General features: G+C 65.1%; 20 protein-coding genes and 1 pseudogene. 9 read left to right on the top strand and 12 right to left on the bottom strand.

Features of this window, described 5'->3' with window-relative positions:
* Nucleotides 1-126 precede the first annotated feature (126 nt).
* The gene (locus ACFZAI_RS21255) at nt 127-1,224 is read right to left on the bottom strand and encodes an MFS transporter (RefSeq protein ID WP_391569185.1); all 1,098 of its coding nucleotides are present in this window, start codon (nt 1,222-1,224) and stop codon (nt 127-129) included.
* 107 nt (nt 1,225-1,331) lie between these two features.
* On the opposite strand from ACFZAI_RS21255, the gene ACFZAI_RS21250 reads away from it, so the two are divergent.
* The 3 genes from ACFZAI_RS21250 to ACFZAI_RS21240 all read left to right on the top strand — a co-directional run bounded on the left by ACFZAI_RS21250 (nt 1,332) and on the right by ACFZAI_RS21240 (nt 5,301).
* A complete protein-coding gene (locus ACFZAI_RS21250; RefSeq protein WP_391569184.1) occupies nt 1,332-1,469 on the top strand; it encodes a hypothetical protein in 138 nt (45 codons plus the stop codon).
* Nucleotides 1,470-1,619: 150 nt separating this feature from the next.
* A complete protein-coding gene (locus tag ACFZAI_RS21245; RefSeq protein WP_391568772.1) occupies nt 1,620-2,447 on the top strand; it encodes an AraC family transcriptional regulator in 828 nt (275 codons plus the stop codon).
* A 250-nt stretch (nt 2,448-2,697) separates the two neighbouring features.
* A complete protein-coding gene (locus ACFZAI_RS21240) occupies nt 2,698-5,301 on the top strand; it encodes a penicillin-binding protein 1A (protein ID WP_391568771.1) in 2,604 nt (867 codons plus the stop codon).
* Nucleotides 5,302-5,440: 139 nt separating this feature from the next.
* On the opposite strand, the gene ACFZAI_RS21235 is transcribed toward ACFZAI_RS21240, so the two are convergent.
* Nucleotides 5,441-6,154, bottom strand: a complete 714-nt coding sequence (locus tag ACFZAI_RS21235) for a metallophosphoesterase (RefSeq protein ID WP_391568770.1) — start codon at nt 6,152-6,154, stop codon at nt 5,441-5,443.
* Nucleotides 6,155-6,400: 246 nt separating this feature from the next.
* Between ACFZAI_RS21235 and ACFZAI_RS21230 the strand changes: the two genes are divergently transcribed.
* Entirely contained in the window at nt 6,401-7,576 is a 1,176-nt protein-coding gene (locus ACFZAI_RS21230; RefSeq protein ID WP_391568769.1) for a PepSY-associated TM helix domain-containing protein, read from the top strand.
* A complete protein-coding gene (locus ACFZAI_RS21225) occupies nt 7,573-7,770 on the top strand; it encodes a hypothetical protein (protein WP_391568768.1) in 198 nt (65 codons plus the stop codon). The genes ACFZAI_RS21230 and ACFZAI_RS21225 overlap by 4 nt, the downstream gene beginning before the upstream one ends.
* A 126-nt stretch (nt 7,771-7,896) precedes the next feature.
* On the opposite strand, the gene ACFZAI_RS21220 is transcribed toward ACFZAI_RS21225, so the two are convergent.
* Nucleotides 7,897-8,724 carry an aldo/keto reductase gene (locus tag ACFZAI_RS21220; RefSeq protein ID WP_391568767.1) on the bottom strand — a complete coding sequence of 276 codons (828 nt, stop codon included), beginning with the start codon at nt 8,722-8,724 and terminating at the stop codon, nt 7,897-7,899.
* A gap of 262 nt (nt 8,725-8,986) precedes the next feature.
* Between ACFZAI_RS21220 and ACFZAI_RS21215 the strand changes: the two genes are divergently transcribed.
* Entirely contained in the window at nt 8,987-10,819 is a 1,833-nt protein-coding gene (locus ACFZAI_RS21215; protein ID WP_391568766.1) for an ABCB family ABC transporter ATP-binding protein/permease, read from the top strand.
* A 51-nt stretch (nt 10,820-10,870) separates the two neighbouring features.
* Nucleotides 10,871-11,260 carry a Rieske (2Fe-2S) protein gene (locus ACFZAI_RS21210; protein ID WP_391568765.1) on the top strand — a complete coding sequence of 130 codons (390 nt, stop codon included), beginning with the start codon at nt 10,871-10,873 and terminating at the stop codon, nt 11,258-11,260.
* A 149-nt stretch (nt 11,261-11,409) separates the two neighbouring features.
* Here the strand turns inward: ACFZAI_RS21210 and ACFZAI_RS21205 are convergent, their stop codons facing one another.
* On the bottom strand, nt 11,410-12,393 hold the full coding sequence (locus ACFZAI_RS21205; RefSeq protein ID WP_391568764.1) for a bile acid:sodium symporter family protein: 984 nt from the start codon (nt 12,391-12,393) through the stop codon (nt 11,410-11,412).
* Between the two features lie 115 nt (nt 12,394-12,508).
* Between ACFZAI_RS21205 and ACFZAI_RS21200 the strand changes: the two genes are divergently transcribed.
* Entirely contained in the window at nt 12,509-13,351 is an 843-nt protein-coding gene (locus tag ACFZAI_RS21200) for a LysR family transcriptional regulator (protein WP_391568763.1), read from the top strand.
* Between the two features lie 51 nt (nt 13,352-13,402).
* Here ACFZAI_RS21200 and ACFZAI_RS21195 read toward each other — a convergent pair.
* The 8 genes and pseudogenes from ACFZAI_RS21195 to ACFZAI_RS21160 all read right to left on the bottom strand — a co-directional run bounded on the left by ACFZAI_RS21195 (nt 13,403) and on the right by ACFZAI_RS21160 (nt 20,531).
* Nucleotides 13,403-13,935 (bottom strand): annotated as a pseudogene (locus ACFZAI_RS21195) (OsmC family protein).
* Nucleotides 13,936-13,998: 63 nt separating this feature from the next.
* The gene (locus tag ACFZAI_RS21190; protein ID WP_391568762.1) at nt 13,999-15,183 is read right to left on the bottom strand and encodes a c-type cytochrome; all 1,185 of its coding nucleotides are present in this window, start codon (nt 15,181-15,183) and stop codon (nt 13,999-14,001) included.
* Nucleotides 15,177-15,992 carry an ABC transporter ATP-binding protein gene (locus ACFZAI_RS21185; protein WP_391568761.1) on the bottom strand — a complete coding sequence of 272 codons (816 nt, stop codon included), beginning with the start codon at nt 15,990-15,992 and terminating at the stop codon, nt 15,177-15,179. The genes ACFZAI_RS21190 and ACFZAI_RS21185 overlap by 7 nt, the downstream gene beginning before the upstream one ends.
* A complete protein-coding gene (locus ACFZAI_RS21180) occupies nt 15,986-17,002 on the bottom strand; it encodes an ABC transporter permease (protein ID WP_391568760.1) in 1,017 nt (338 codons plus the stop codon). The genes ACFZAI_RS21185 and ACFZAI_RS21180 overlap by 7 nt, the downstream gene beginning before the upstream one ends.
* The gene (locus tag ACFZAI_RS21175) at nt 16,989-18,020 is read right to left on the bottom strand and encodes an ABC transporter substrate-binding protein (protein ID WP_391568759.1); all 1,032 of its coding nucleotides are present in this window, start codon (nt 18,018-18,020) and stop codon (nt 16,989-16,991) included. The genes ACFZAI_RS21180 and ACFZAI_RS21175 overlap by 14 nt, the downstream gene beginning before the upstream one ends.
* A 141-nt stretch (nt 18,021-18,161) precedes the next feature.
* Nucleotides 18,162-18,497, bottom strand: coding sequence for a hypothetical protein (locus ACFZAI_RS21170; protein WP_391568758.1), 336 nt, complete (start codon nt 18,495-18,497; stop codon nt 18,162-18,164).
* A gap of 160 nt (nt 18,498-18,657) precedes the next feature.
* Complete coding sequence (locus ACFZAI_RS21165) at nt 18,658-19,536, bottom strand: N-formylglutamate amidohydrolase (RefSeq protein ID WP_391568757.1); 879 nt, start codon at nt 19,534-19,536, stop codon at nt 18,658-18,660.
* Between the two features lie 2 nt (nt 19,537-19,538).
* A complete protein-coding gene (locus ACFZAI_RS21160) occupies nt 19,539-20,531 on the bottom strand; it encodes a Bug family tripartite tricarboxylate transporter substrate binding protein (RefSeq protein ID WP_391568756.1) in 993 nt (330 codons plus the stop codon).
* A 120-nt stretch (nt 20,532-20,651) separates the two neighbouring features.
* Here ACFZAI_RS21160 and ACFZAI_RS21155 point away from each other — a divergent pair, with 120 nt between their 5' ends.
* The gene (locus ACFZAI_RS21155; RefSeq protein ID WP_391568755.1) at nt 20,652-21,587 is read left to right on the top strand and encodes a LysR substrate-binding domain-containing protein; all 936 of its coding nucleotides are present in this window, start codon (nt 20,652-20,654) and stop codon (nt 21,585-21,587) included.
* The last annotated feature ends 66 nt before the right edge of the window (nt 21,588-21,653 follow it).

Here is a 21,653-nt window from a genome sequence, read left to right as displayed (position 1 = left end):
GACGGCCGGTGTCAGTGTCCAGAACCTTTACTACCCGCGCCAAGACGATTGCACGGTATGCAGCGAAGAATACGCCAAGCTCAGGGCGTGTGGATCACCCTTTGCAGTATTTGACAGTTAAAACTTTTACTTTGCGGGCTTACCCCGGGATGCCTTTCTTTCGACATTCGGCAGCAGAATCGCCACCACGCCCAGCAGCGGCAGATAGGCGCACACCTGATACACATAAGCAATGCTGGTGGCGTCGGCCAGCTTGCCCAACGCGGCCGCCCCCACCCCGCCCATGCCGAACGCAAAGCCGAAGAACAGGCCGGCGATCATGCCCACCTTGCCCGGCACCAGCTCCTGCGCGTAGACCACGATGGCGGAAAAGGCCGACGCGAGCACCATGCCAATGATCACCACCAGCGCCGCCGTCCAGAACAGGTTTGCATAGGGCAGCAACAGGGTGAATGGCGCCACGCCAAGAATCGACACCCAGATCACGATCTTGCGGCCGATGCGGTCGCCCACCGGGCCGCCCACCACTGTGCCAACCGCCACCGCCGCCAGAAACAGGAACAGGTAAAGCTGCGCCTCGCGCACCGACAAGCCGAACTTGTCGATGAGATAAAAGGTGAAGTAGCTGTTCAGGCTGGCCAGATAAAAGTACTTGGAGAACACCAGCACGCCCAGCACGGCCAAGGCGCCCAGCACCTGATTGCGGCTCAGCCCGTTTTCCGCGCCTGCACTGCGCGCGCGCGGCTTGAGCCGGACCCGGTTAGCGCTATACCAGCGGCCAATACCCGTCAGCACCACGATGCCAAACAGCGCCGCCAGCGAGAACCACGCGACACTGCCCTGCCCGTGCGGAATGATGAACAGCGCCGCCAGCAGCGGCCCCAGCGCTGAACCCACGTTGCCCCCCACCTGGAACAGCGACTGCGCCAGACCATGCCGCCCGCCCGATGCCATGCGCGCCACCCGCGACGACTCGGGATGGAACACCGAGGAACCCGTGCCCACCAGCACCGCCGCCACCAGCAGCCAGCCGAACGACGGGGCGACCGACAGCAGCAACAGCCCCGCCAACGTAAAGCCCATGCCCACCGGCAGCGAATACGGCTTGGGATTGCGGTCCGTGTAGAAGCCGATGAAGGGCTGCAATAGCGAGGCGGCCAACTGATACACCAGCGTGATCAGCCCGATTTGCGCGAACGACAGGCTGAACGACTCCTTTAGCATCGGGTAGATCGCCAACAGGATCGACTGGATCATGTCGTTCATCAGGTGCGCGACGCTGATGGCGCCCAAGACCTTGAACGCGGTGGAAGCAGTGGCGGCAGGCGAACCTGCGGCGGGCGAACCTGCGGCGGGCGACCCTGCGGCGGGCGATCCCGCGGCAGGCGACCCCTCGGCGGGCGCAAGAACGTTGGCGTCTGACATACCGGCGACGGGATTATGGGCGGGGGGCATGGGCGTGTGCGTAAGAGAAAAGACGGCCCGGCAACCGTGCCGGGCTCCGACTACAGTGTAGGAATCCGCCGCCAGATCGATCTGCCAATTTTCGTCGCTTAAGTGACAAAATACCGGCACCCTCCTTTCACCCTTCGACTCATCCTTTTGTCGGAAGTGACATCATGCCCGTCCGCCTGCCCTTGCCCCAGCGCCCCGACCCCGACCGCAGCGTCAATGCGCAGGACTATCAGCATCGCCCCCGCGTGGTCACCGCAATGGCCAAGGAATTTCCCGCCAGCGCCCAGACCGGCGCGCACTCCCACCCCCGCGCCCAACTGCTATATGCGGTGGACGGCGTCATGCGCGTCACCACGCCCAGCGGCTTCTGGGCGCTGCCGCCGCTGCGCGCGCTCTGGGTGCCGGCGGGCATGCCGCATGGGGTGGACATGGTGGGGCCGGTATCGATGCGGTCGCTTTATATCCAGGCCGATGCCGCCGCCAGCTTCTGGCCGCAATGCCAGGTGATCGAAGTCAGCGGCCTGCTGCGCGAACTGATCCTGGCGCTGACCGCCGAGCCCATCGACTATCCGCTGGGCGGCCGGGTCGAGCAGATCGCATCGCTGATCCTGTCCGAGCTGGCGGAGGCGCGTGTGGTGCCCATCCAGATTCCCTGGCCGCGCGATCGCCGTCTGCAAACCATTTGCACGGCCATCCTGGACCAGCCCGGCCTGCAACGCAGCATCGAAGCCTGGGGCAGCGAAGTGGGCGCCAGCGCGCGCACGCTGATCCGGCTGTTTCAGGCCGAGCTGGGGCTTAACTACCGCCAATGGGTGCAGCAGGTGCGCTTGGCGGATGCCGTGTGCCGCTTGTCGCTGGGCGTGCCGGTGGCGCGCATTGCGGCCGACCTGGGCTATCGCAGCGCGAGCGCCTTCAGCGCCATGTTCCATCGGGCCTTGGGCGCGCCGCCGCAACGCTATCTGCAAAACGCCGATGCGCTGAACGTAAGCTGAATACGCGGCGCCGTCGCAAAAAAAGCACGCCCCGGCCCTTGCCGTTTGTCACCGCGCGCAATACATTTCACAGCGCATTTCATCAGGGTTTTTCACGCGCCCGCGCACGAACGCCGCGCCGCGCGTATGCTAGACCCCGTCCCCTTATTTACGTGGCAAATCGCCCCCACCCAGCCCCCGGCAAGTTTGGTTACCGAAACCTTATTGCGCCCTGGCCGGTCTATAGCGTTCTGTCCTAGAATCGCCTGCAATGAGCACCCCCCAGCAATCCACCGCCACCCCGGGCGGCAAATCGGGCCTTCCCTGGAAACGACTTCTGGTCAAAGCGGGCATCCTCGCGGCCGGCGCCGCCGTGTGCGGCGCCGTTCTGCTGGGGCTCGCCCTGGCGTTGGCCTGGCCCAGCCTGCCCGACCTGCACGCGATGACCGACTACCGGCCGCGCGTGCCGCTGCGCATCTACACGGCGGACAAAGTCCTGATCGGCGAATACGGCGAAGAGCACCGCAATGTGCTGCGCTTTGACGAAATCCCGCCGGTGATGCGCCAAGCCGTGCTGGCCGCCGAAGACGACCGCTTCTACAGCCATGGCGGCGTCGACTGGATGGGCGTTGCGCGCGCGGTGCTGACCAACGTCGTCAAGGGGTCCAAGACGCAGGGCGGCAGCACGATCACGATGCAGGTGGCGCGCAATTTCTACTTGTCGTCCGAAAAGACCTATTCGCGCAAATTCTACGAACTGCTGCTCACGTTCAAGATCGAAAACGAGCTCACCAAGGACCAGATCCTTGAGCTCTACATGAACCAGATTTATCTGGGCCACCGCGCCTATGGCTTCGCGGCGGCGTCGCGCACGTACTTCGGCAAGCCCTTGTCGGAAGTCACGCCGGCCGAAGCCGCCATGCTGGCGGGCATCCCGAAGGCCCCGTCGCGTTTCAACCCCATCACCAACTTCCCGCGCGCCGAAATCCGCCAGCACTATGTGCTGGGCCGCATGAAAACGCTGGGCTATCTGACGCCCGAACAGGCCGACGAAGCCCTGAAGCAGCACCTGACCATCCGCGGCGCGGACGGCTCCAGCGCGCGCGGCTTCGCGGTGCACGGCGACTACCCCGCCGAACTCGCGCGCCAGCTGATGTACGGCGTGTTCCAGGAAGAAACCTATTCCAAGGGCATCGACGTCTACACCACGATCGACTCGAAAGCCCAGGAAGCCGCCTACCGCGCCGTGCGCGACGGCGTGCTGGACTACACGCGCCGCGCCGTTTACCCCGGCCCGGAAGACCAGATCGACCTGCCCGACAACGTCGAAAACGACGGGCAGGCGCTGGACGAAATCCTGGACGGCGTGCAGGACAAGACGCCCGACAGCGAAGACCTGCTTGCGGCCGTTGTGCTGTCGGCCAGCCCCACCGAAGTGAAAGTGGCCCGCAGTTCGCGCGACATCATCACCATTTCCGACAAGAAGGCGCTGGCCGTGGTGGCCCGCGCGCTGAACCCGAAGGCCAGCGACAGCCAGCGCATCCGCCGCGGCTCGGTGGTCTACATCCACAAGACGGGCGACAAGGACAGCAACAACTGGGAAATCATCAACATGCCGGCGCTGCAAGCCGCGCTGGTGTCGATGGTTCCCGAAGACGGCGCGATCCGCGCGATGATCGGCGGCTTTGACTACAACCGCGGCAACTTCAACCGCGTGACGCAAGCCTGGCGCCAGCCGGGTTCCAACATCAAGCCGTTCGTCTACGCGGCCGCGCTGGAACGCGGCTTCACGCCCGCCACCCAGATCTCGGACCAGCCCTTCATGCTGACCGCCGCGCAGACCGGCTCCAAAGACTGGCAGCCCAAGAACGACGGCAACAAGTACGAACCCATGCTGACCTTGCGCCAGGGCTTGTACCGGTCAAAGAACATGGTGTCGATCCGCATCCTGCAAGCGATTTCGCCGCAGTACGCGCAGGACTACCTGACCCGCTTCGGCTTCGACAAATCCCGCTGGCCGGCCGTGTTGCCGCTGGCGCTTGGGGCGGGCGGCGCCACGCCGCTGCAAGTCGTCAACGGCTACAGCGTCTTCGCCAATGGCGGCTACCGCGTCACGCCGTATCTGATTGCGCACGTCACCGACCGCTCGGGCAAGATCCTGATGGAAGCGCAGCCCGTCACCGCGGGCGACGAAGCCGCGCGCGCAATCGACCCGCGCACCGCCTGGGTCATGGCCGACATTCTGCGCGGCGTCACCACCAGCGGCACCGCGGCGCGCGCGCATCAAGTGCTCAAGCGCAACGATGTCGGCGGCAAGACCGGCACCACCAACGAAGCCGTGGACGTCTGGTTCTCGGGCTTTACGCCCACGCTGGCCACCACCGTCTGGATGGGCTTTGACCAGCCCAAATCGCTGGGCACCAACGAATTCGGCAGCGGCCTGGCCCTGTCGACATGGCTGGACTACATGCAGCCGGTGCTCAAGGGCGTGCCGGAAGGCAAGCCCGCGCCGCGTCCGGACGGGCTGCTGGTGGATAACGGCGAATACTATTTCTCGGAATTCCCGCCGGGCCAGGCCGTGGCGTCGCTGGACTTGTCTTCGGGCGATGCCCTGACCGACTTCCTGAACAACAACCGCTCGACCGACGGCGTGGACACATCGGTCAAGCCGCTGCCGACGCCGGGCGCAGCTGTGCCGCAGAATCCGAACACCAGCGCCGTCCAGGCGCCGCTGCAACCGATTCAGGTGCCGCGCTCGGACAACGGCGCGGCGCCGGCAGCGGCTCCCGTCGCCGCCCCGCTTGGGGCCGATGGCGCGCCCGCCAGCGCCAGCGCGGTCACCCCGGCAGGCTCCGTCACCGCCCGCCCGCTGTAAGCGGCACCCCGGCAGGCTTCGCTCCCGCCCCCCGCGCTAAGCAGCACCCCGCCAAACAACATGGGCGCCCTTGCGGCGCCCATGTTTTTTTCTGTGCTCTTTTTCCGTAGGCGTTATTCACTGCCCACGGCGGCCCCGGCTATTCCTCGGCCATCAGCTCCGTCACCACCTCGTGCGGCCAGGCCGCCAGGGATTCCAGGTCCAGGAACGTGAAATACCCCTCGCGCCAGCCCTCGGTATCGATGTGATAAACGTTGCCCAGTTGCAGGGGCGCGGCCACCGGCGTATGCCCGGCCACCACCGCACGCACGCCCTGGATGCCCGTGCGGTTCATTTGCCGCAGGCGGTCTCGCGACCACTGGCACGCCGCGCTGGTGCGCTTGTAGCGGTCTTGCAAGGCGGATTCCAGGCGCGGCCAGAACAGCACCGGGCAGTCCGCGTGCAGCAGCCCGACCGCGCCGTCTGAGGTCTCGACCTCGATCGCGATGGGCAGTTGCGCAAAGGCTTCGGCGTAGACCTTCTGACGGTCTTCGGGCAGGTCCAGGAACCAGCCGCCGCCGTATCCGCGCCAGTTCATCACATCGACCTGCCCTGTGCGCACGTGGCGGATCGCGTAGTCCTCGTGGTTGCCTTGCACCGCGAAAAACCACGGCCGGGCCAGCCACTCCAGCGCGGCCTCGCTTTCGGGGCCACGGTCGACCAGGTCGCCGACCGAGAACAGCCGGTCGGCGGCAGGGTCAAAGCCCAGCCGGTCCAGGCTTTCCTGTAAACGCGAAAAATGCCCGTGTACGTCGCCCACCGCGAAATCGCGGCCGCGTTCGTTACGCGGGACTTTTAAAAAACGCTGCTCCATGATGATCCGCAGCCACCGGCGCCAAACGGACGCAATCCGTCTCTAGCTAGCCCGCCGGGGCGTTTCGTGCCTGTTGAAATACGACCCTTCTTTTTAACCTGCTTTACCTGGCGGCAGGCTTTGGGCTCTGTCGCCATCAGGGTCAAAATATTACGTTACGAGAATCGCTATTATTCGTGATAATGTTTCCACTTTCCTCACAAATACCTTAAAGGGGGGCTGCGCACGCCGCCCCCTGCCGTCGCCATGACTGCCGCGTCCACCATCAAAACTTGGTACTGGGTCCACAAATGGACCAGCCTTGTCTGCACGATCTTCCTGCTCATCATCTGTCTGACCGGCTTGCCGCTGGTGTTCCATCACGAGATCGAACACTGGCTCGACGACGCCAAGCCCTTGTCGGACGTGCCCGCCGGCACCCCGCCCGCCAACCTGGACAAGCTGGTCGACAGCGCCAAGTCCATGTACCCGGGCGAAGTCATTGATTACCTGTTCTTCGATCCCGATGAACCGCAGGTCTATGTCGGCATGGCGAAGAAGCCGGGCGACGGCCAGATATCGGGCCACGCCGTGCGCATGGACGGCCGCACGGGCGACGTGCTGCTCGATGGCCCGCCCTACGCTGAAGACAAGTTTTCGTTCATGGGCATCATGCTGGCGCTGCACGTAGACCTGTTCGCCGGGCTGCCCGGCGAGCTGTTCCTGGGCTTCATGGGCTTGCTGTTCTGCGTGGCCATCGTGTCGGGCGTGGTGCTGTATGGCCCGTTCATGAAGAAACTGGAATTCGGCACCGTGCGCGCCACGCGCTCCACGCGCCTGAAATGGCTGGACCTGCACAACCTGCTGGGCATCGTCACGCTGGTGTGGGCATTCGTGGTGGGGTTTACCGGCGTCATCAACGAGCTGTCGACGCCGCTGTTCCGCCTGTGGCAATCGACTGAACTCGTCCGCATCCTGGAGCCCTACAAGGGCCAGAGCGTGCCCACCGAACTGGCGTCGGCGCAGCTTGCGGCCGATACCGCAAAGAAGGCCATGCCCGGCAATGAAGTGTCATTCATCGCTTTCCCTGGCAACGCCTTTGGCAGCCCGCACCACTACATCGCCTGGATGCGCGGCGACACCCCGCTCACGTCCAAGCTGAACACGCCCGTGCTGGTGGACGGCAAGACGGGCGAGCTCACCACCGTGGCCAAGATGCCCTGGTATCTGACGGCGCTGGAAGTGTCGCGTCCGTTGCACTTCGGGGATTACGCCGGCTTGCCGCTGAAGATCATCTGGGCGCTGCTGGACTTGATCACCATCGTGGTGCTCGTCAGCGGCCTGTACCTGTGGGTGGCGCGCCGCCGCGCCACCGAAGCCCGCATCAACGAACTTGTGAAACGGCACCAGGCCGCCGCCGCGCCGCAAAGGACCCCTGCATGAGCCAGAGCAAAAACAAAGGGGGCCGCGGCTTCATGTTCGTCTGGGGCGCGCCGATCGTGCTGGGCGTGCTTAGCGTATTCGGCCTGCTGGCCGCGCTGCTAGGCACCGGCGCCTGGCACTGGGCGTCGTGGATCACGCTGACCGTGCTGCTGGTGGTGATCATGCGCTACTGGGTGTTCCCGCTGAAACACTAAGCCGGGCGATGGGGCTTCGCATCTGGCTTGGCGCACGCGGCTTGGTGCATCCGGCTAGGCGGCCCCAGCTGGGCGCCCCACAGCTAGGCGCCCCAGCTAGGCGCCCCCCCAGCTAGGCGCCCCCCCCTACTTACCGAACTTTTCCGGGTCAGGCCCCAGGCGCGCGCCTTGCTTGATGCTGTCGATGGCCGCGATTTCATCGCCCGACAGTTCAAAATCGAACACGTCGATGTTCTCGCGAATGCGCGCCGACGTGACCGACTTCGGAATCACGATCAAATCGCTTTGCAAGTGCCAGCGCAGCGTGATCTGGGCCGGCGACTTGCCGTGCTTCTCCGCCAGGTCCAGGATGACCTTTTCCTTCGTGATGCCGCCTTGGGCCAGTGGGCTCCACGACTCCGTCGCGATGCCGTGCTTGGCATGAAAGGCGCGCAGATCGGGCTGGGTAAAGCCCGGATGCAGTTCGATCTGGTTCACAGCGGGCACCACCTTCGATGCCTCCATCAGCTGTTCCAGATTGGCCCGCGTGAAATTGGACACGCCAATGGAACGCGCCCGGCCGTCTTCCTTCATCTCGACCATGGCGCGCCACGCGTCCAGGAACTTCGTGCTGCCGGCAACGGGCCAGTGAATCAAATACAGATCCACGTAGGCCAGGCCCAGCTTCTCCAGGCTTTCGTCCATGGCCTTGTGGGCGTCGTCATAGCCGTGCCGGTCATTCCAGAGTTTGGTGGTGATGAACAGATCCTTGCGCGCCACGCCTGAGGCGCGCAAGCCCGCGCCCACGCCCGCCTCGTTGCCATAGATGGCCGCGGTGTCCACCGACCGGTAACCCGCGGCCAGCGCCTCTTTCACGCTGGCGGCGGCCTGGTCGTCCGGCACTTGCCAAACGCCCAGCCCCAACTGGGGAATCTTGTTTCCGTCGTTCAATTTCACTGCGGGTACCTTCGCCATAAGACCCTCCGAAGCTTGCACCGCAACACTGGCGCGGCGAATACGCGCCAGGTCGCGCAACCCTGGGCACAGCCCGGCTTAACCCAGGATTGAAGAGAAAAAAGAGCGGGCTTGCCGAGCTGCGCCCGCGTCACGATATCGGAACCTCATCCCCCGGCCAGGGTATACAAGTACCAGGGGTTATCTGCCAAATAATAGCGCCCGTGTCCGATAATGCCCGTCACACGGCCTCTGGCCCTTGCATCGGCACCCCTGAAAAACCATGAAATCCCCTGACGCGCCGCCCAAGAATCGCGGCGGATTTTCCACCCTGCGCACCCTCTTTCCCTACCTGTGGCCGCCCGGGCAGACCGGGCTGAAGGTGCGGGTCGTGGCCGCCCTGCTCTGCCTGTTCGCCGCCAAGGCGGCCACCGTCTACGTGCCGATAATCTACAAGCACGCCATCGACGAACTCGGCAAAGGCGCGCCCGGGGCCGTCACCGTGCCGCTGGGGCTGATCCTGGCTTACGGCACGGCACGCGTGTTGTCATTGCTGTTTTCGGAATTGCGCGACGCCATCTTCGCCCGCGTCGGCCAGCACGCCATTCGCGCGGTCGGGCTGCGGATCTTCCGACACCTGCACGCGCTGGCGCTGCGCTTTCACCTGTCGCGCCAAACGGGCGGCCTGACGCGCGCCATCGAACGCGGCACCAAGGGCATCCAGACGCTGCTGTCGTTCCTGCTATTCAACATCCTGCCGACGTTCTTCGAAATCGGGCTCGTCTGCATTGTGTTGTGGAAGATGTTCGACGTGTGGCTGGCGCTGGCCACCGGCGTCACCGTCATCACGTACATGGCGTACACGCTGGCCGTGACCGAATGGCGCACCAAGTTCCGGCGGCAGATGAACGAAACGGATTCCGAGGCCAACACCAAGGCCATCGAAAGCCTGCTGAACTACGAGACGGTCAAGTACTTTGGCAATGAAGAGCACGAGGCCCGGCGCTACGATGCGTCGCTTACCCGCTACGAACGCGCCGCCGTGCGCAGCCAGGTGAGCTTATCCATTCTGAACATCGGCCAGGCCGCAATCATCTCGGTGGGGCTGACGCTCGTCATGTGGATGGCCGCCACCGGCATCGCCGAAGGCCGCTACACGCTGGGCGACTTCGTGCTGGTCAACACATACCTGCTTCAGCTGTACCAGCCGCTGAGCTTCTTCGGATTCATCTACCGCGAAATCAAACAAGCCATCATCGACATGGAACGCATGTTCGAACTGCTGGGCCAGGACCGCGAAGTGGCCGACCGCCCCGACGCCCAACCACTGCGCGTGGCGGGCGGCCAGGTCGAATTCAAGGATGTGTATTTCGGCTACGACGCACGCCGGCCGATCCTCAAGGGCGTCAGCTTCACCATTCCGGCGGGCAAAACCATCGCGGTGGTGGGCACATCCGGCGCAGGAAAATCCACAATCGCGCGGCTGCTGTTCCGCTTCTATGACGCCGACAGCGGGTCGATCCTTGTCGATGGCCAGGACGTGCGCGACGTCACCCAGTCCAGCCTGCGCGCGGCGATAGGCGTGGTGCCGCAAGACACCGTGCTGTTCAACGACACCATCCACTACAACATCGGCTATGGCCGCCCCGGCGCCACCGACGAAGAGATTCAGGCCGCTGCGCGCCTGGCGCACATTCACGACCTGATCATGACCATGCCCGACGGCTACCAGACCATGGTGGGCGAGCGCGGCCTGAAACTGTCGGGCGGTGAAAAGCAGCGCGTGGCGATTGCGCGCACCATCCTGAAGAACCCCGCCATCTTCCTGTTCGACGAAGCCACCAGCGCGCTGGACACCCATACCGAACGCGAAATCCAGGCCAACCTGCGCGAAGTCAGCCAGGGCCGCAGCACGCTGATCATCGCCCACCGCCTGTCCACCGTGGCCGACGCGGACGAGATCATCGTGCTGTCTGACGGCCGCATTCTGGAACGCGGCCGCCATCCGCAGCTGCTGGCCCAAGGCGGCGCGTATGCCGGCATGTGGGCGCGTCAACAGGACAGCACGCCCCACACGCCGGGTGTAGCCGATGCGGCGGACTCCCCCGCGGATTGACAACACTATTCGTCTGCCCGAAGATCGCACCCTTTCATTGAAGGCCCCGCCATGCTGGATTCCCCCGCCGCCCCCGAAGTCCGCGTCTGCGCCGCCGATGAGCTTGTCAACGGCGGCCTGGGCGTCAAGGTGCCGGTGACCGACGGCGCGGGCCAGACCACCGCCTTCTTCGTCCGCTACCAGGACCGCGTGCACGGCTACCTGAACCGCTGCGCGCACGTTGGCGTTGAACTCGACTGGGAAGGCAGTTTCTTCACCCGCGCGGGCGACCTGATCATGTGCGCCCGCCACGGCGCGACGTATCAGCCGGACACCGGCCTGTGCGTCGGCGGCCCCTGTAAAAACGGCCGGCTGACCGTACTGTCGGTGGATGAACGCGATGGCAGCGTCTTCTGGCAGCCGACGGGCAAGATTCGTCCTCGCGACGACACCGCCGCCTAAAGCTGGCTTGGCCCTGATGGACCGGCTTGGCCCTGACCGCCGGGCCCTTTGCCAGTTCCGCCCTGACCGCCCGGCCTCTTGCAAGTTCTGCACTGACCCGTTGAACGGACCCCGCTGAGCCGGCCAGCCCGGGCGACTCCCGACTCCCTTTACGCGCTCGCCACCGCCACCTGCTCCGGCTGCTGGCGTTCCGCATAACGGCGCGCCAGCACTGCGCACACCATCAGCTGCATCTGGTGAAAGATCATCAGCGGCAACACCACCACGCCCATCTGCGACGTGCCAAACAGCACCGTCGCCAGCGGAATGCCCGACGCCAAAGACTTCTTCGATCCGCAGAACACCAGCGTGATCTCGTTTTCCTTGGACAAGCCCAGCCTGCGGCTGCCCCACGTGGTGATCAGCAGCACCGAGCCCAGCAGCAAGGCGTTCACCAGCACCATCGTGGCCAGATCAATTGCCGGAAACGCGTGCCAGATGCCCTGCGCCACGGCTTCACTGAAGGCCGTGTAAACCGCCAGCAGGATCGAACTGCGGTCCACCTTGGACAGGGTGCGGTTATTGCGTTGCGCCCACGCGCCAATCCACGGCCGCAACAGGCTGCCTACCGCGAACGGCAACAGCAACTGCAACAGAATGCGGCCCGCATCCGCCAGCCCATGGCCGCCGCCTTGGCGATGCAGCAGCACCGCCACCAGCAAGGGCGTGAGCACGGTGCCCAGCAGGTTCGACGCGGTCGCCGCGCAGATGGCGCCTGGCACGTTGCCGCGCGCCATCGACGTGAACGCAATGGACGACTGCACCGTCGACGACAAGGTGCACACGAACAACACGCCCAGCCACAGCGACGGCGTCAGCAGCCCGGGAAACAGCGCCCGCAGGCCCAGCCCCAAGGCCGGAAACAGCAAAAAGGTGCAAGCCAGGATCAGCGCGTGCAAGCGCACATCCTTCACGCCCGCCACGATGGCGTCGGTGGACAGGCGCGCGCCGTGCAGAAAGAACAGCAGCGAAATGGCGACGTTGCTGGCCACCATCATGAACGACGCCCCCTTGCCCACGGCCGGGAAAAAGCTGGCGAAGGCCACGGTGGCGATCAGGATGAGGGTGAATTGGTCGGGCAGAAAGCGGCGCATGGCGAAGGCGATTCCAGAAAAGTTACCGCGAACTATAGGCGCGCCCCTTGCCATCGTGAAGGCCACTGATTACTTTAACTGTCATCGGAATATCCTATGACCAGGCAACGCCGCCATGCTCAACCCCTTATGGCTCAAGACCTTCCAGGCCGCCGCCGCCGCCCCCAGTTTCACCGAGGCCGCGCGGCGCCTGGGCCTGACCCAACCCACCGTCAGCGAACACATCCGGCAGCTGGAGCAGGCCGTCAACCGGCGGCTGTTCCTGCGCGACACGCATTCGCTGACGCTGACCAGCGACGGCCGCAGCCTGCTGGTGCACGCCGACATCATCCTGGATGCGCATGAGCGCGCCGAACGTTTGTTCGATGCGCCTCGCCTGCGCGGCCGGGTGCGGCTGGGCACCTCTGATGACTTGGCCATGGGGCCGCTGCCGGATGTGCTGGCCGCGTTCCGGCTGGCCCATCCCGAAGTCGAGCTGGACCTGACCATTGGCGTCACCAGTGAGCTCTACAAGCTGCTGGACGACGATGGGCTGGACGTGATGATTGGCAAACGCCGCCGCGGCGATCGCCGGGGCCAGACGCTGCATAAGGAAGCGCTGCTATGGCGCGCCAAGGACGGCATGCGCATTGCGCCGGATGAGCCGCTGCCGCTGATTCTGCTGCGCGAACCCAGCGTGACGCGCACGCTGACGCTGGATGCGCTGGCGCGCGCCGGCCGCAGTTGGCAGATCGTGTGCACCAGCACCAGCTACGCGGGCTGCCAGGCGGCCGCCCGCGCAGGGTTGGGCATTACGGTGCAGCCGTCGCATTTGTCGACAGCGGGCCTGGCGGCGCCCGCAGGCAGCATCCAACTGCCCGCCTTGCCGCAAGTGGAATTCATCGTTATCTCGGCCCCTGCGCCCAACAAACCCACGCGCGCCCTGACCGAGATTCTGATGCGCAGCACGCTGACCTGACGCGCCCGTGCTTATTGAGGAGCGGGGCGCGTGCGGCATACGCGCCCGCGCTTATTGCGTTGCCGGGCGCGTGTGCCGCACGCTGCCTTCCAGCGGCTGCGGTTGCTTCAACAGGTTCAGGATCGGGCACCACTGCTCCACCGCGTCATGCACGGCGCGCACCGCCGCGTCATCCGCCGGCGACACGATGTGCGCGGTGTAGCGGATATTGTGCGGAAAGAACGGCACCTTCTCGAACCCCGGCTTGCCGCCGCGCGGGTCCAGGTCGCCCTCGATCTCCACTTCCAACGACTCCAGCGGTAGTTCCAACTCGGCCGCCTTGATCAGGAAGATATGCGTGAGGCAGCTGCCCAGTGACCCCAGCAACAGCTCCGGCGAGCTCGGGCCCAGGTCATAGCCCGCGAAATCGGCAGGGCTGTCGCTGACCACCTGATGATCGCGAATGCGGATACGCCGCACGCCGCTGCGCCCTTCCGCGCTGACGTGGGCTCGCAGCTTTACAGCTCCACCGTTTGCGGATCGCGCGCATTACGCACCAGTACGGCCGCGCGTTTCTGGCCCAGGTATTCGTTCAATGTACTCATCGTGCAACCCTCGCTTTTAGTGAGAAAAGTGCAGAGAAATCGGGGCGGCCTCGGGGTTGACCTTCATGGCCGCCGCCGGTCAGGCAAGGCGATGGGCGTGTCGTCCATCGCCTGCAATAAATCGCCCAGGCCGCGGGCAGACGCGCCTTCCATCCGGCCGCCCGGCCCGCAAACGTTATCGGCGCTGGTCCAGGCGGGCGCCGCCCCGGGCAGACGGCGCGCGCGCAGCCATCCGCGGCGGTCCACCATGAATTGCGCGCCGGCCAGTGCGTCGGCCAGTGCGCCAGCCAAACCGTCGTTCGTCACACCCGCCGCCCGCGCATCCGCCTTGGCGCCCGCAGTCAACGCGCCCGCGCTCAAACCAGCGGCCAACGCATAGGCGTCCCAAGCCTCCGCCCCAGACGCCACGCAATCGGCGTTGACGTCACCCGCCGCCCCCCGCGTCAATGCCACCGTCAGCACGCGCGGGTCTGGGGGTGCTTCCGGTGCGCCCGCCGCCACGGCCACCACACGCAGCGGCAAGCCGCGCAGTCCGCGTAAATCTTGCGCGCGCCCGTCACGGCACGTCAGCGGCACGACGGGCGCGGGGATGGCCGGCATGCCCACGCCGCCACTTGCGCCATACGCTTGCAAACGCAGGTAGTCCAGCACTTGCCACATCTCGTCATCACGCAGCACCGCGTGAAAGCCATGCATCGACGAACGCGCGTCGCCCTGCGCCACCTGCCAATGCAAGTCCCCTTCCAAACGGTTTTCAAACAACGCCGCACCCAGCACGCTGGGCCACACGGGTAAACTCGCCGCGCGCGGCCCGCGGCCGTCTGCCGCCACGCCATGGCACCCGGCGCAATGCGTTTGGTATAGCCGCCCGCCCTGCAACACGTTGGCATCCGAAAACGCCAGCGGCGAACGCTGGTACGACGTGCGATGCGCCTCGGTCAGCAGCATTTGCGGACGCGGCCACTGCGCGCTTGCGGCCAACACCGCCGCCACGCCCAGCAGGCCATAACGCCATCGGCGGGCAAACAAGGCCCACACCAGCAACACCAGCGCCGCACCGCTCTGCGCCAACGCCAGCCACAGCTGCCGCCACGTATGCGGGCTGACGGGCAAGTCCGGGTCGTAGCGCCACGCGAACGGCCAGTGGAAAATCGCCAACGCGGAAGGCGGTTGCCGCCAGATCACCACAGCGGCGGCAAGCGTCAACAACGCCAGCGCCGCCACCGCCAGCCCCAGCAGCCTCACCACGTTGCATCCAGCCCCAGCAAGGCCAGCGCACGATGGCGCAGTTCCGCCAAACGCGGGTCACCGCGATGCCTTGGATACGGCAGATCGTTGATGATCTCGTCCTTGATCCGCGCGGGCCGTTCGCTCAGCACGATAATGCGCGACGCCATGAACAGCGCCTCTTCCACATCGTGCGTCACCAGCAAGGCGGTGAAACCCGAACGCTGCCAGAGCTCGACCAGTTCGGATTGCATGGCGATGCGCGTCAGCGAATCCAGCTTGCCCAGCGGCTCGTCCAGAATCAGGATGCGCGGATCATTCACCAGCGCGCGCGCCAACGCCGCACGTTGCGCCATGCCGCCCGATAGCTGATGCGGATACGCCTGGCTGAAGTCCGCCAAGCCCACGCGCTGCAACGCGTCGTCCACGCGATGGCGTTCGGTTTTCAACAAACCGCGCGCCTGCAAGCCCAGCGCCACGTTGTTCCACACGGTGCGCCACGGGTACAGCGTCGGGTCTTGAAACACCACGATGCGCGATGGCGATGGCCCATCAATCGGCGCACCGTCGGCCAGCAAGCCGCCTTGCGCTGGCGGCTCCAGCCCCGCCACCAGCCGCAGCAACGTCGACTTGCCGCAGCCGCTAGGGCCCAGCAAGGCCACGAATTCACCGGGCTTCACGTCCAGGTCGATGTTGTCCAGCACCGGCAACGCCGCGCCTTCCAGATCGAAGTGATGATTCACGCCCTGCACGGCCAACGCCGCGCCACGCGACACCGCTTGCGGGTTCACCGCATTTGCCGCCGCAATCCCCGCCGCTGCGCTCACCATTTCACGACTCCTTTCTGCCAGGCCAGAAGACGGTCGCGTCCCAGGAACAGCAAGGTGATCAAACCGGAAAACACCAGCGCCATTACGATGAGCGCGCCGTACATGTTTGCGTACGACGCCCAGCCCTGCGCCCACGACAAATACCAGCCCAGGCCCGATTTCACGCCCATCATTTCGGCCGCCACCAGCACCGAGAACGAGGCGCCCAGCCCCATGAACAAGCCCACGAAGACTTGCGGCAACGCTGCGGGGATGGCCACGCGCAGCACCAGGAACCATTCGTTCGCCCCCATCGTGCGCGCCACGTCGTAGTACGCGCGGTTCACGCCCGCCACGCCCGACCACGTCAACACCGTCACCGGAAACCACGTCGCCAGCGCAATCAGAAACACGGCGGCCGACCAGCTGGAGGGAAAGAAGAAGAACGCCATCGGCAGCAAGGCGGTAGACGGCACCGGCCCCAGAAAGCGCAGCACCGGATGCACCCAATAGCCCAAGCCGCGCGACCAGCCGATAGCCACGCCCGTTAAAAACCCCGCCGCCGCGCCCAGCAGAAAGCCATTGGCCAGCAGCCACAGCGAATTCAGCAGGCTGTCTGCAAGCCGCTTGTAGTCGGTCACGTAGACCTCGATCAGCGACTGCGGGGGGGCAAAGAACGGGCTGGGCAGCCACGCCAGTTTCGCCGTGGCGATTTCCCACGCGCCCACGGCAATGGCCAGCGCCAGCAACCACGGCCCCGCGCGCCGCACGGCCCGCACGGCGCGCGGCTGCTCGGCGCCCGACGCCGCCAACAGCAACAGCAGCACCGCCAGCACCAGCGCCGCCACGCCAAATTCGCGCGTGTAGCCCCATGACGAAAAGCCCACTTCCACATTCGGCCACGCCAGCGTCAACGCCCCCACGCCCGCCCACAGCGCGGCGGCGGCAACACCGGTCTTCCATGGCCTCCAGCCCGGCGCAGCGGACAATGCCGCGCCGCGCGCAGGCAACGACGCGTCAGCCGAGGACATTGGGCACCACCACTTGCGCGTACTTGTTGATGTCCAGGTTGGCGCTCAAGACCTTGATGGTTTTCAAGTCTTTGGCGTAGCCCACAATTTCCTCGCGCAGCGCGGCGCCCGTCGAGGCGTGGCCGTGGCTATGGCTGCGCAAGATGGCGGCCACGCGTTCGGCGGGCACCTTGCCTGGCACGTAGGGCGCGAAGATGCGCGCGGTTTCATCCGGGTTCGATGCGGTCCAGCGCTGCGCATCGATCACCGCACGCGTAATAGCCGCGGCCGACTCGGGGTCTTTGCGCACCAAGTCGCCGCGCAGCCCCAGCACGCAGCAGGTGCGGTTCTCGTAGTCGCCTTCGATGTTGGTGGCAATCTCGCGCAGCTTGTTGTCTTCGCGCAGCGTGTAAATCAGCGGGTCGTCGCCCGCGATGGCGTCCACTTCGCCCTTGCGCAGCACCTCGCCGAAAAGATCCTGCGGGTACTGGCGCCAGTCCACGGATTCCGGGTCAATGCCCAACTGCGCGACACGGATCGCAAAGAAATTCTTAACCGGGCTGGCCTGATCAGACACGGCCACGCGGCGGCCCTTCAGGTCGTTGACGCTCTTGATGGGCGAGTCTTCCGCCGTCAACAAGCGCATGCAACCGCCGTGCGTGCCGACGGCCAGCTTCACGTCAAAGCCTTGCTCCAGCGGTTTGAGCCAGCGCAGCGCCATGCCGATGCCGCCGTCGGCATGGCCCGTGGCAATCGCTTCCAGCAGTTGGTCGGTAGACCCGCTGAAATTAATGCGTTCGACCTTCAGGTTGTACTTGTCGAAGAAGCCGCGTTCCAGCGCCACCGACACCGGCGACTGGCAAACCGCCGTTTGGCTCCAGGCAATTTTGAACGTTCGGGGCGACGCATCGGCCGCCAGCACGCGTGAACCCAGCATGCCAAGCGGCGCGGCCAATCCCGCAATGCCGGCCGCACGCAACAGCGCGCGGCGTGAAACTCCACGCGACGTATTCGCGCTGGAATGGACGTTCGTATTCATCAACCTTCCTTATGAGCAGACTGTGAATGGCGATGATTGCCATGCGGCATCATCAGCCTGCGCTCAGGCGTTCGACAAATACAAAGTGGGGATAACAATATGGGCCTGGGGTGCGCGCAACGCGCCCCAGGCTAGTTCGCCTTATTCGGGCAAGTGGTCCGGCACGCCGTCTTCATCCACGCTTTTCACGCGGTCCAACGCGTTGCGCGCGGCCGACATCGCTTCGATCGCGCTGCGAAAACGCCGGCTGACAAAAATCTCGAAAGGCTGGCCTTCGGGCTTGTCCTCCACCGCTGCGACGTCGGTGTTTTCCTGGCCGGCGTCTTCCTGGCCGGCAGCTTCCGGTTTGGCGGCTTCCGCCGGTTTCACTTTGGGCGGCAGGCGCCTGGTCTCCAGAAACGCGCGAGCAGGCGTGCGCCCTTCGGGCTGCGTCGCGTACGCCACCACTGAAAATCCGTTGATCGTCTTCTCTAGCATTGCGGTCCCCAATCGCTGCGGCCAAAAACGGCGCAGCTCATTGTTAGCGACAACGGCCTGCCTGTAGAAAACTTAAGCGCCCAGCAAAAAGCCGGGCTTGATGTGCATCAAGCCCGGCTTAGCCGTGTGCGGCGCGCCACACGCGCCCATACAAACGATTCTATTTTGTCGACGCAACCGCCTCCATGCGGACCCGCACATAGTCCGCCACCTGCTTGAGCACCGTCGACAAATGCCCGCGCAGAATCTCAAAGCCCGCGTTGCGTTCACGCGTCGCTTCGTCCATGTACAAGGGGCGGCGAATCTCCACTTGCAGGCTGTGCCGATTCAGCGCGGGCTGGCCGATCTGCGCAATCAGTTGCACGCCCTTGTAGGGGTCATTGCGCGCCACCGTGTAGCCCAGGTCGCGCAGGGCTTTTTCGATCAGCGCAATGAATTCCGGCTCGCACGTGGTGCCGTCCCGATCACCCAAAACGAAGTCGGCCAGCGGATGTTCGCTGTGCCGGCCCAAGCGCTCGTAGGCGTCATTCGGCATGGAATGCAGGTTCAAGTGCCAGACCGCGCCAAAGCGTTGTTCGACATGGTTGATCGCTTGTGACAACGCCGCGTGGTAAGGCTCGTAATAAGCCTGAATGCGATGGCGCACTTCGGCCAGGCTCAGCTTGCGGTCGTAAATGGGCGTGGCCTTGTCCATCCGGCGCCAGATCAGCCCCTTGCCCAGACGCGTCTTCTCGCCCGGGTCCAGCGGGTGGGGCCAGGGCTCGGCCAACAACTCCGGGTCCAGATCCTGCAACGTGCGGTTGGGGTCGATGTAGACGCGCGGAAAGTTCGCCGCGATCAGCGTCGCCCCCAACGCGGGCGCCGCCGACCACAACGCGTCCACGTGCGTGTCTTCGCCTTGGCGCAACTGCGCCTGCGTCACGGCTGCCCCGAAGTCTGCGGGATAGCGTTCGCCGCTGTGCGGCGAATCACAGACCAGCGGCAAGGCGGGTCCTTCGGGTTCATGCACGGATACCGCGTTGAAATCGGCGTGTGTCATCGTCAATCAGCCTGGATGTTGGCGGCCTTGGCCACCTTGGCGTAACGGGCCAGGGCCTGTTCAATCTGGACCTGGAATTCTTGGGGAGTCGTGGGCATCAGCGTACCACCCACGTCCTCGGCCTTCTTGCGGAATTCCGGGTCTTGCATCGCGGCGCGCACGGCCTGGTTCAAGCGGTCGACAACCGCCGTCGGCGTGCCAGCCGGGGCCACCAGACCGAACCAGCCGCCCGTGCCCATGTCGGGGTAACCCAGCTCGATGTAGGTGGGCACATCCGGCAGCAACGGCGAGCGCTCGGCGCCCAACACGGCCAGCGCGCGCAGCTTGCCGCCCAGCACTTGCGGCAAGGTCGACGACAGGTTGTCGGTGATCGCATCCACCTGGCCGCCCATCACATCATTCAAGGCCGGGCCAGCGCCGCGATACGGCACATGCAGCAGCTTGATGCCCGACAGCATCATGAAGTTCTCAATGTTCACGTGTCCCAGCGAACCGACACCGGGCGACGCGAAGCTGTATCGGTCAGCGGGCGCGCTCTTGGACAGCGCCACGAATTCGGCCATGTTCTTGGCCGGCAGATTCGGGTTGATGGCAAACACGCTGGGCACGGCCAGCACATTCGCGATCGGCGCGAAGTCCTTGATGGGGTCGTAATTCATCTTGCGGTATACGGCCGGGTTCGAGCCGTGCGTGCTCATGGTGGCCATGCCGATCGTGTAGCCGTCGGGGGTCGACCGCGCCACTTGCTCCATGCCCATGGAACCGCCCGCGCCTGCCTTGTTCTCGACCACGATGGTCTGCTTCAGGTCGCGGCCCGCATATTCCGCCACCAGGCGGGCAACGATATCGGTCGATCCGCCCGCGGCAAATGGCACCACCAGCTTGATGGGGCGCTCGGGATAACCGGCGGCATGCGCGATGCCGGCAAAGGACAACGTGGCGAACATGCCGGCAAGCGCGCAACGCGCGGACCGGCCAAACAGGCGGCGAGACATGGAGCAACTCCAAAAGTGAGGTCGTTCGCGGGTCTGCGAACACGGCCGCCAGTGTCCGAACTTTACGGTCTGCTTTCAAACGACTATATTGCACGCCTTCATTACCAAAGGTCATGCTCCATGCGGCTGCACTCGCCCTCCATGTCCGAGCTGCATGCCTTCATCACGGCGGCACGCTTGGGCAGCTTCACGCAAGCCGCGCAGACGCTGTGCGTGACGCAAGGCGCGATCAGCCGCGCCATCGCCCGCCTGGAAGCGCATTTCGGCCAGCCTTTGATGCATCGAAACGCGCACGGGCTGACGCTGACCGAGATGGGCCAACGGCTTTACGACGGCGCGCAAGCGCCCTTGGCGGCCATCGAAATGCTCAGCACGGAGTTGCGCGCCGACGACCGCCGGCTGCGCCTGACCTTGTCCACGGTACCCACGCTGGCCAGCGCCTGGCTCGTGCCGCACCTGCCGGATTTTCATCGGTGCCATCCCGACATTCAGCTGAGCTTTGCGGCCTACCGCCGCAACGAGGACTTCTCAGGCGCAACGCCCGACGCCAGCATTCTGTCTGGCACGCCGGAGCAATGGCCGGGCTGGGATGCCGACTACGTGATCGGCCGCGAGATGGTCGTGATCTGCCACCCCGATCGTCTGGCCCTGCGTCAGGCGCAAGGGCTGTGGAGCACGCCTCACGGTTTGCTGGGCGAACCGCTGCTGTATCACACGAATGGCATGGGCAATTGGGCGCAGTGGTTCACCGCGGCGGGCGTGCCGCGGGACGCTGTGACCTTGTCCAATGGGTTCGATCAGGTGTCTATCCTGATCCGGGCGGTCATGGCTGATATGGGCATCGCCGTATTGCAACGCTGCCTGGTGCGGGACGAGCTTCAAGCTGGCCGGGTCGCCGCGCCGTTCCCCGATCTGCCGATTCGGCTGAGCCGCGGCTACCACCTATGCGCACCCACGCAGCGGCGAGACCACTACGCGCTGGCCTGCTTTCGCCACTGGCTGCTGCAAACGGCCAGCGCTGACCCCGACGTCGTGGCTGCGGGCCAAGCCGCGTAAGCATCACTCAGAACTATTTAGAAATATTTAGTTTCTTCATCCGCTGACATCCATTTCCAAATGAAA

The organism is Achromobacter sp. NPDC008082 (genome assembly GCF_042957345.1).
In the GTDB taxonomy this organism is placed as follows: domain Bacteria; phylum Pseudomonadota; class Gammaproteobacteria; order Burkholderiales; family Burkholderiaceae_B; genus Achromobacter; species Achromobacter kerstersii_A.
The sequence above is the reverse complement of the archived record's forward strand: the minus strand, read 5'-3'. Positions and strand labels throughout refer to the sequence as shown.

Excerpts from the sequence above, each read along its gene's own strand:
- ACFZAI_RS21255 (WP_391569185.1), bottom strand. The coding sequence starts at position 1,224 with ATGCTAAAGGAGTCGTTCAGCCTGTCGTTCGCGCAAATCGGGCTGATC.
- ACFZAI_RS21245 (WP_391568772.1), top strand. The coding sequence starts at position 1,620 with ATGCCCGTCCGCCTGCCCTTGCCCCAGCGCCCCGACCCCGACCGCAGC.
- ACFZAI_RS21240 (WP_391568771.1), top strand. The coding sequence starts at position 2,698 with ATGAGCACCCCCCAGCAATCCACCGCCACCCCGGGCGGCAAATCGGGC.
- ACFZAI_RS21235 (WP_391568770.1), bottom strand. The coding sequence starts at position 6,154 with ATGGAGCAGCGTTTTTTAAAAGTCCCGCGTAACGAACGCGGCCGCGAT.
- ACFZAI_RS21230 (WP_391568769.1), top strand. The coding sequence starts at position 6,401 with ATGACTGCCGCGTCCACCATCAAAACTTGGTACTGGGTCCACAAATGG.
- ACFZAI_RS21225 (WP_391568768.1), top strand. The coding sequence starts at position 7,573 with ATGAGCCAGAGCAAAAACAAAGGGGGCCGCGGCTTCATGTTCGTCTGG.
- ACFZAI_RS21220 (WP_391568767.1), bottom strand. The coding sequence starts at position 8,724 with ATGGCGAAGGTACCCGCAGTGAAATTGAACGACGGAAACAAGATTCCC.
- ACFZAI_RS21215 (WP_391568766.1), top strand. The coding sequence starts at position 8,987 with ATGAAATCCCCTGACGCGCCGCCCAAGAATCGCGGCGGATTTTCCACC.
- ACFZAI_RS21210 (WP_391568765.1), top strand. The coding sequence starts at position 10,871 with ATGCTGGATTCCCCCGCCGCCCCCGAAGTCCGCGTCTGCGCCGCCGAT.
- ACFZAI_RS21205 (WP_391568764.1), bottom strand. The coding sequence starts at position 12,393 with ATGCGCCGCTTTCTGCCCGACCAATTCACCCTCATCCTGATCGCCACC.
- ACFZAI_RS21200 (WP_391568763.1), top strand. The coding sequence starts at position 12,509 with ATGCTCAACCCCTTATGGCTCAAGACCTTCCAGGCCGCCGCCGCCGCC.
- ACFZAI_RS21185 (WP_391568761.1), bottom strand. The coding sequence starts at position 15,992 with ATGGTGAGCGCAGCGGCGGGGATTGCGGCGGCAAATGCGGTGAACCCG.
- ACFZAI_RS21180 (WP_391568760.1), bottom strand. The coding sequence starts at position 17,002 with ATGTCCTCGGCTGACGCGTCGTTGCCTGCGCGCGGCGCGGCATTGTCC.
- ACFZAI_RS21175 (WP_391568759.1), bottom strand. The coding sequence starts at position 18,020 with ATGAATACGAACGTCCATTCCAGCGCGAATACGTCGCGTGGAGTTTCA.
- ACFZAI_RS21170 (WP_391568758.1), bottom strand. The coding sequence starts at position 18,497 with ATGCTAGAGAAGACGATCAACGGATTTTCAGTGGTGGCGTACGCGACG.
- ACFZAI_RS21165 (WP_391568757.1), bottom strand. The coding sequence starts at position 19,536 with ATGACACACGCCGATTTCAACGCGGTATCCGTGCATGAACCCGAAGGA.
- ACFZAI_RS21160 (WP_391568756.1), bottom strand. The coding sequence starts at position 20,531 with ATGTCTCGCCGCCTGTTTGGCCGGTCCGCGCGTTGCGCGCTTGCCGGC.
- ACFZAI_RS21155 (WP_391568755.1), top strand. The coding sequence starts at position 20,652 with ATGCGGCTGCACTCGCCCTCCATGTCCGAGCTGCATGCCTTCATCACG.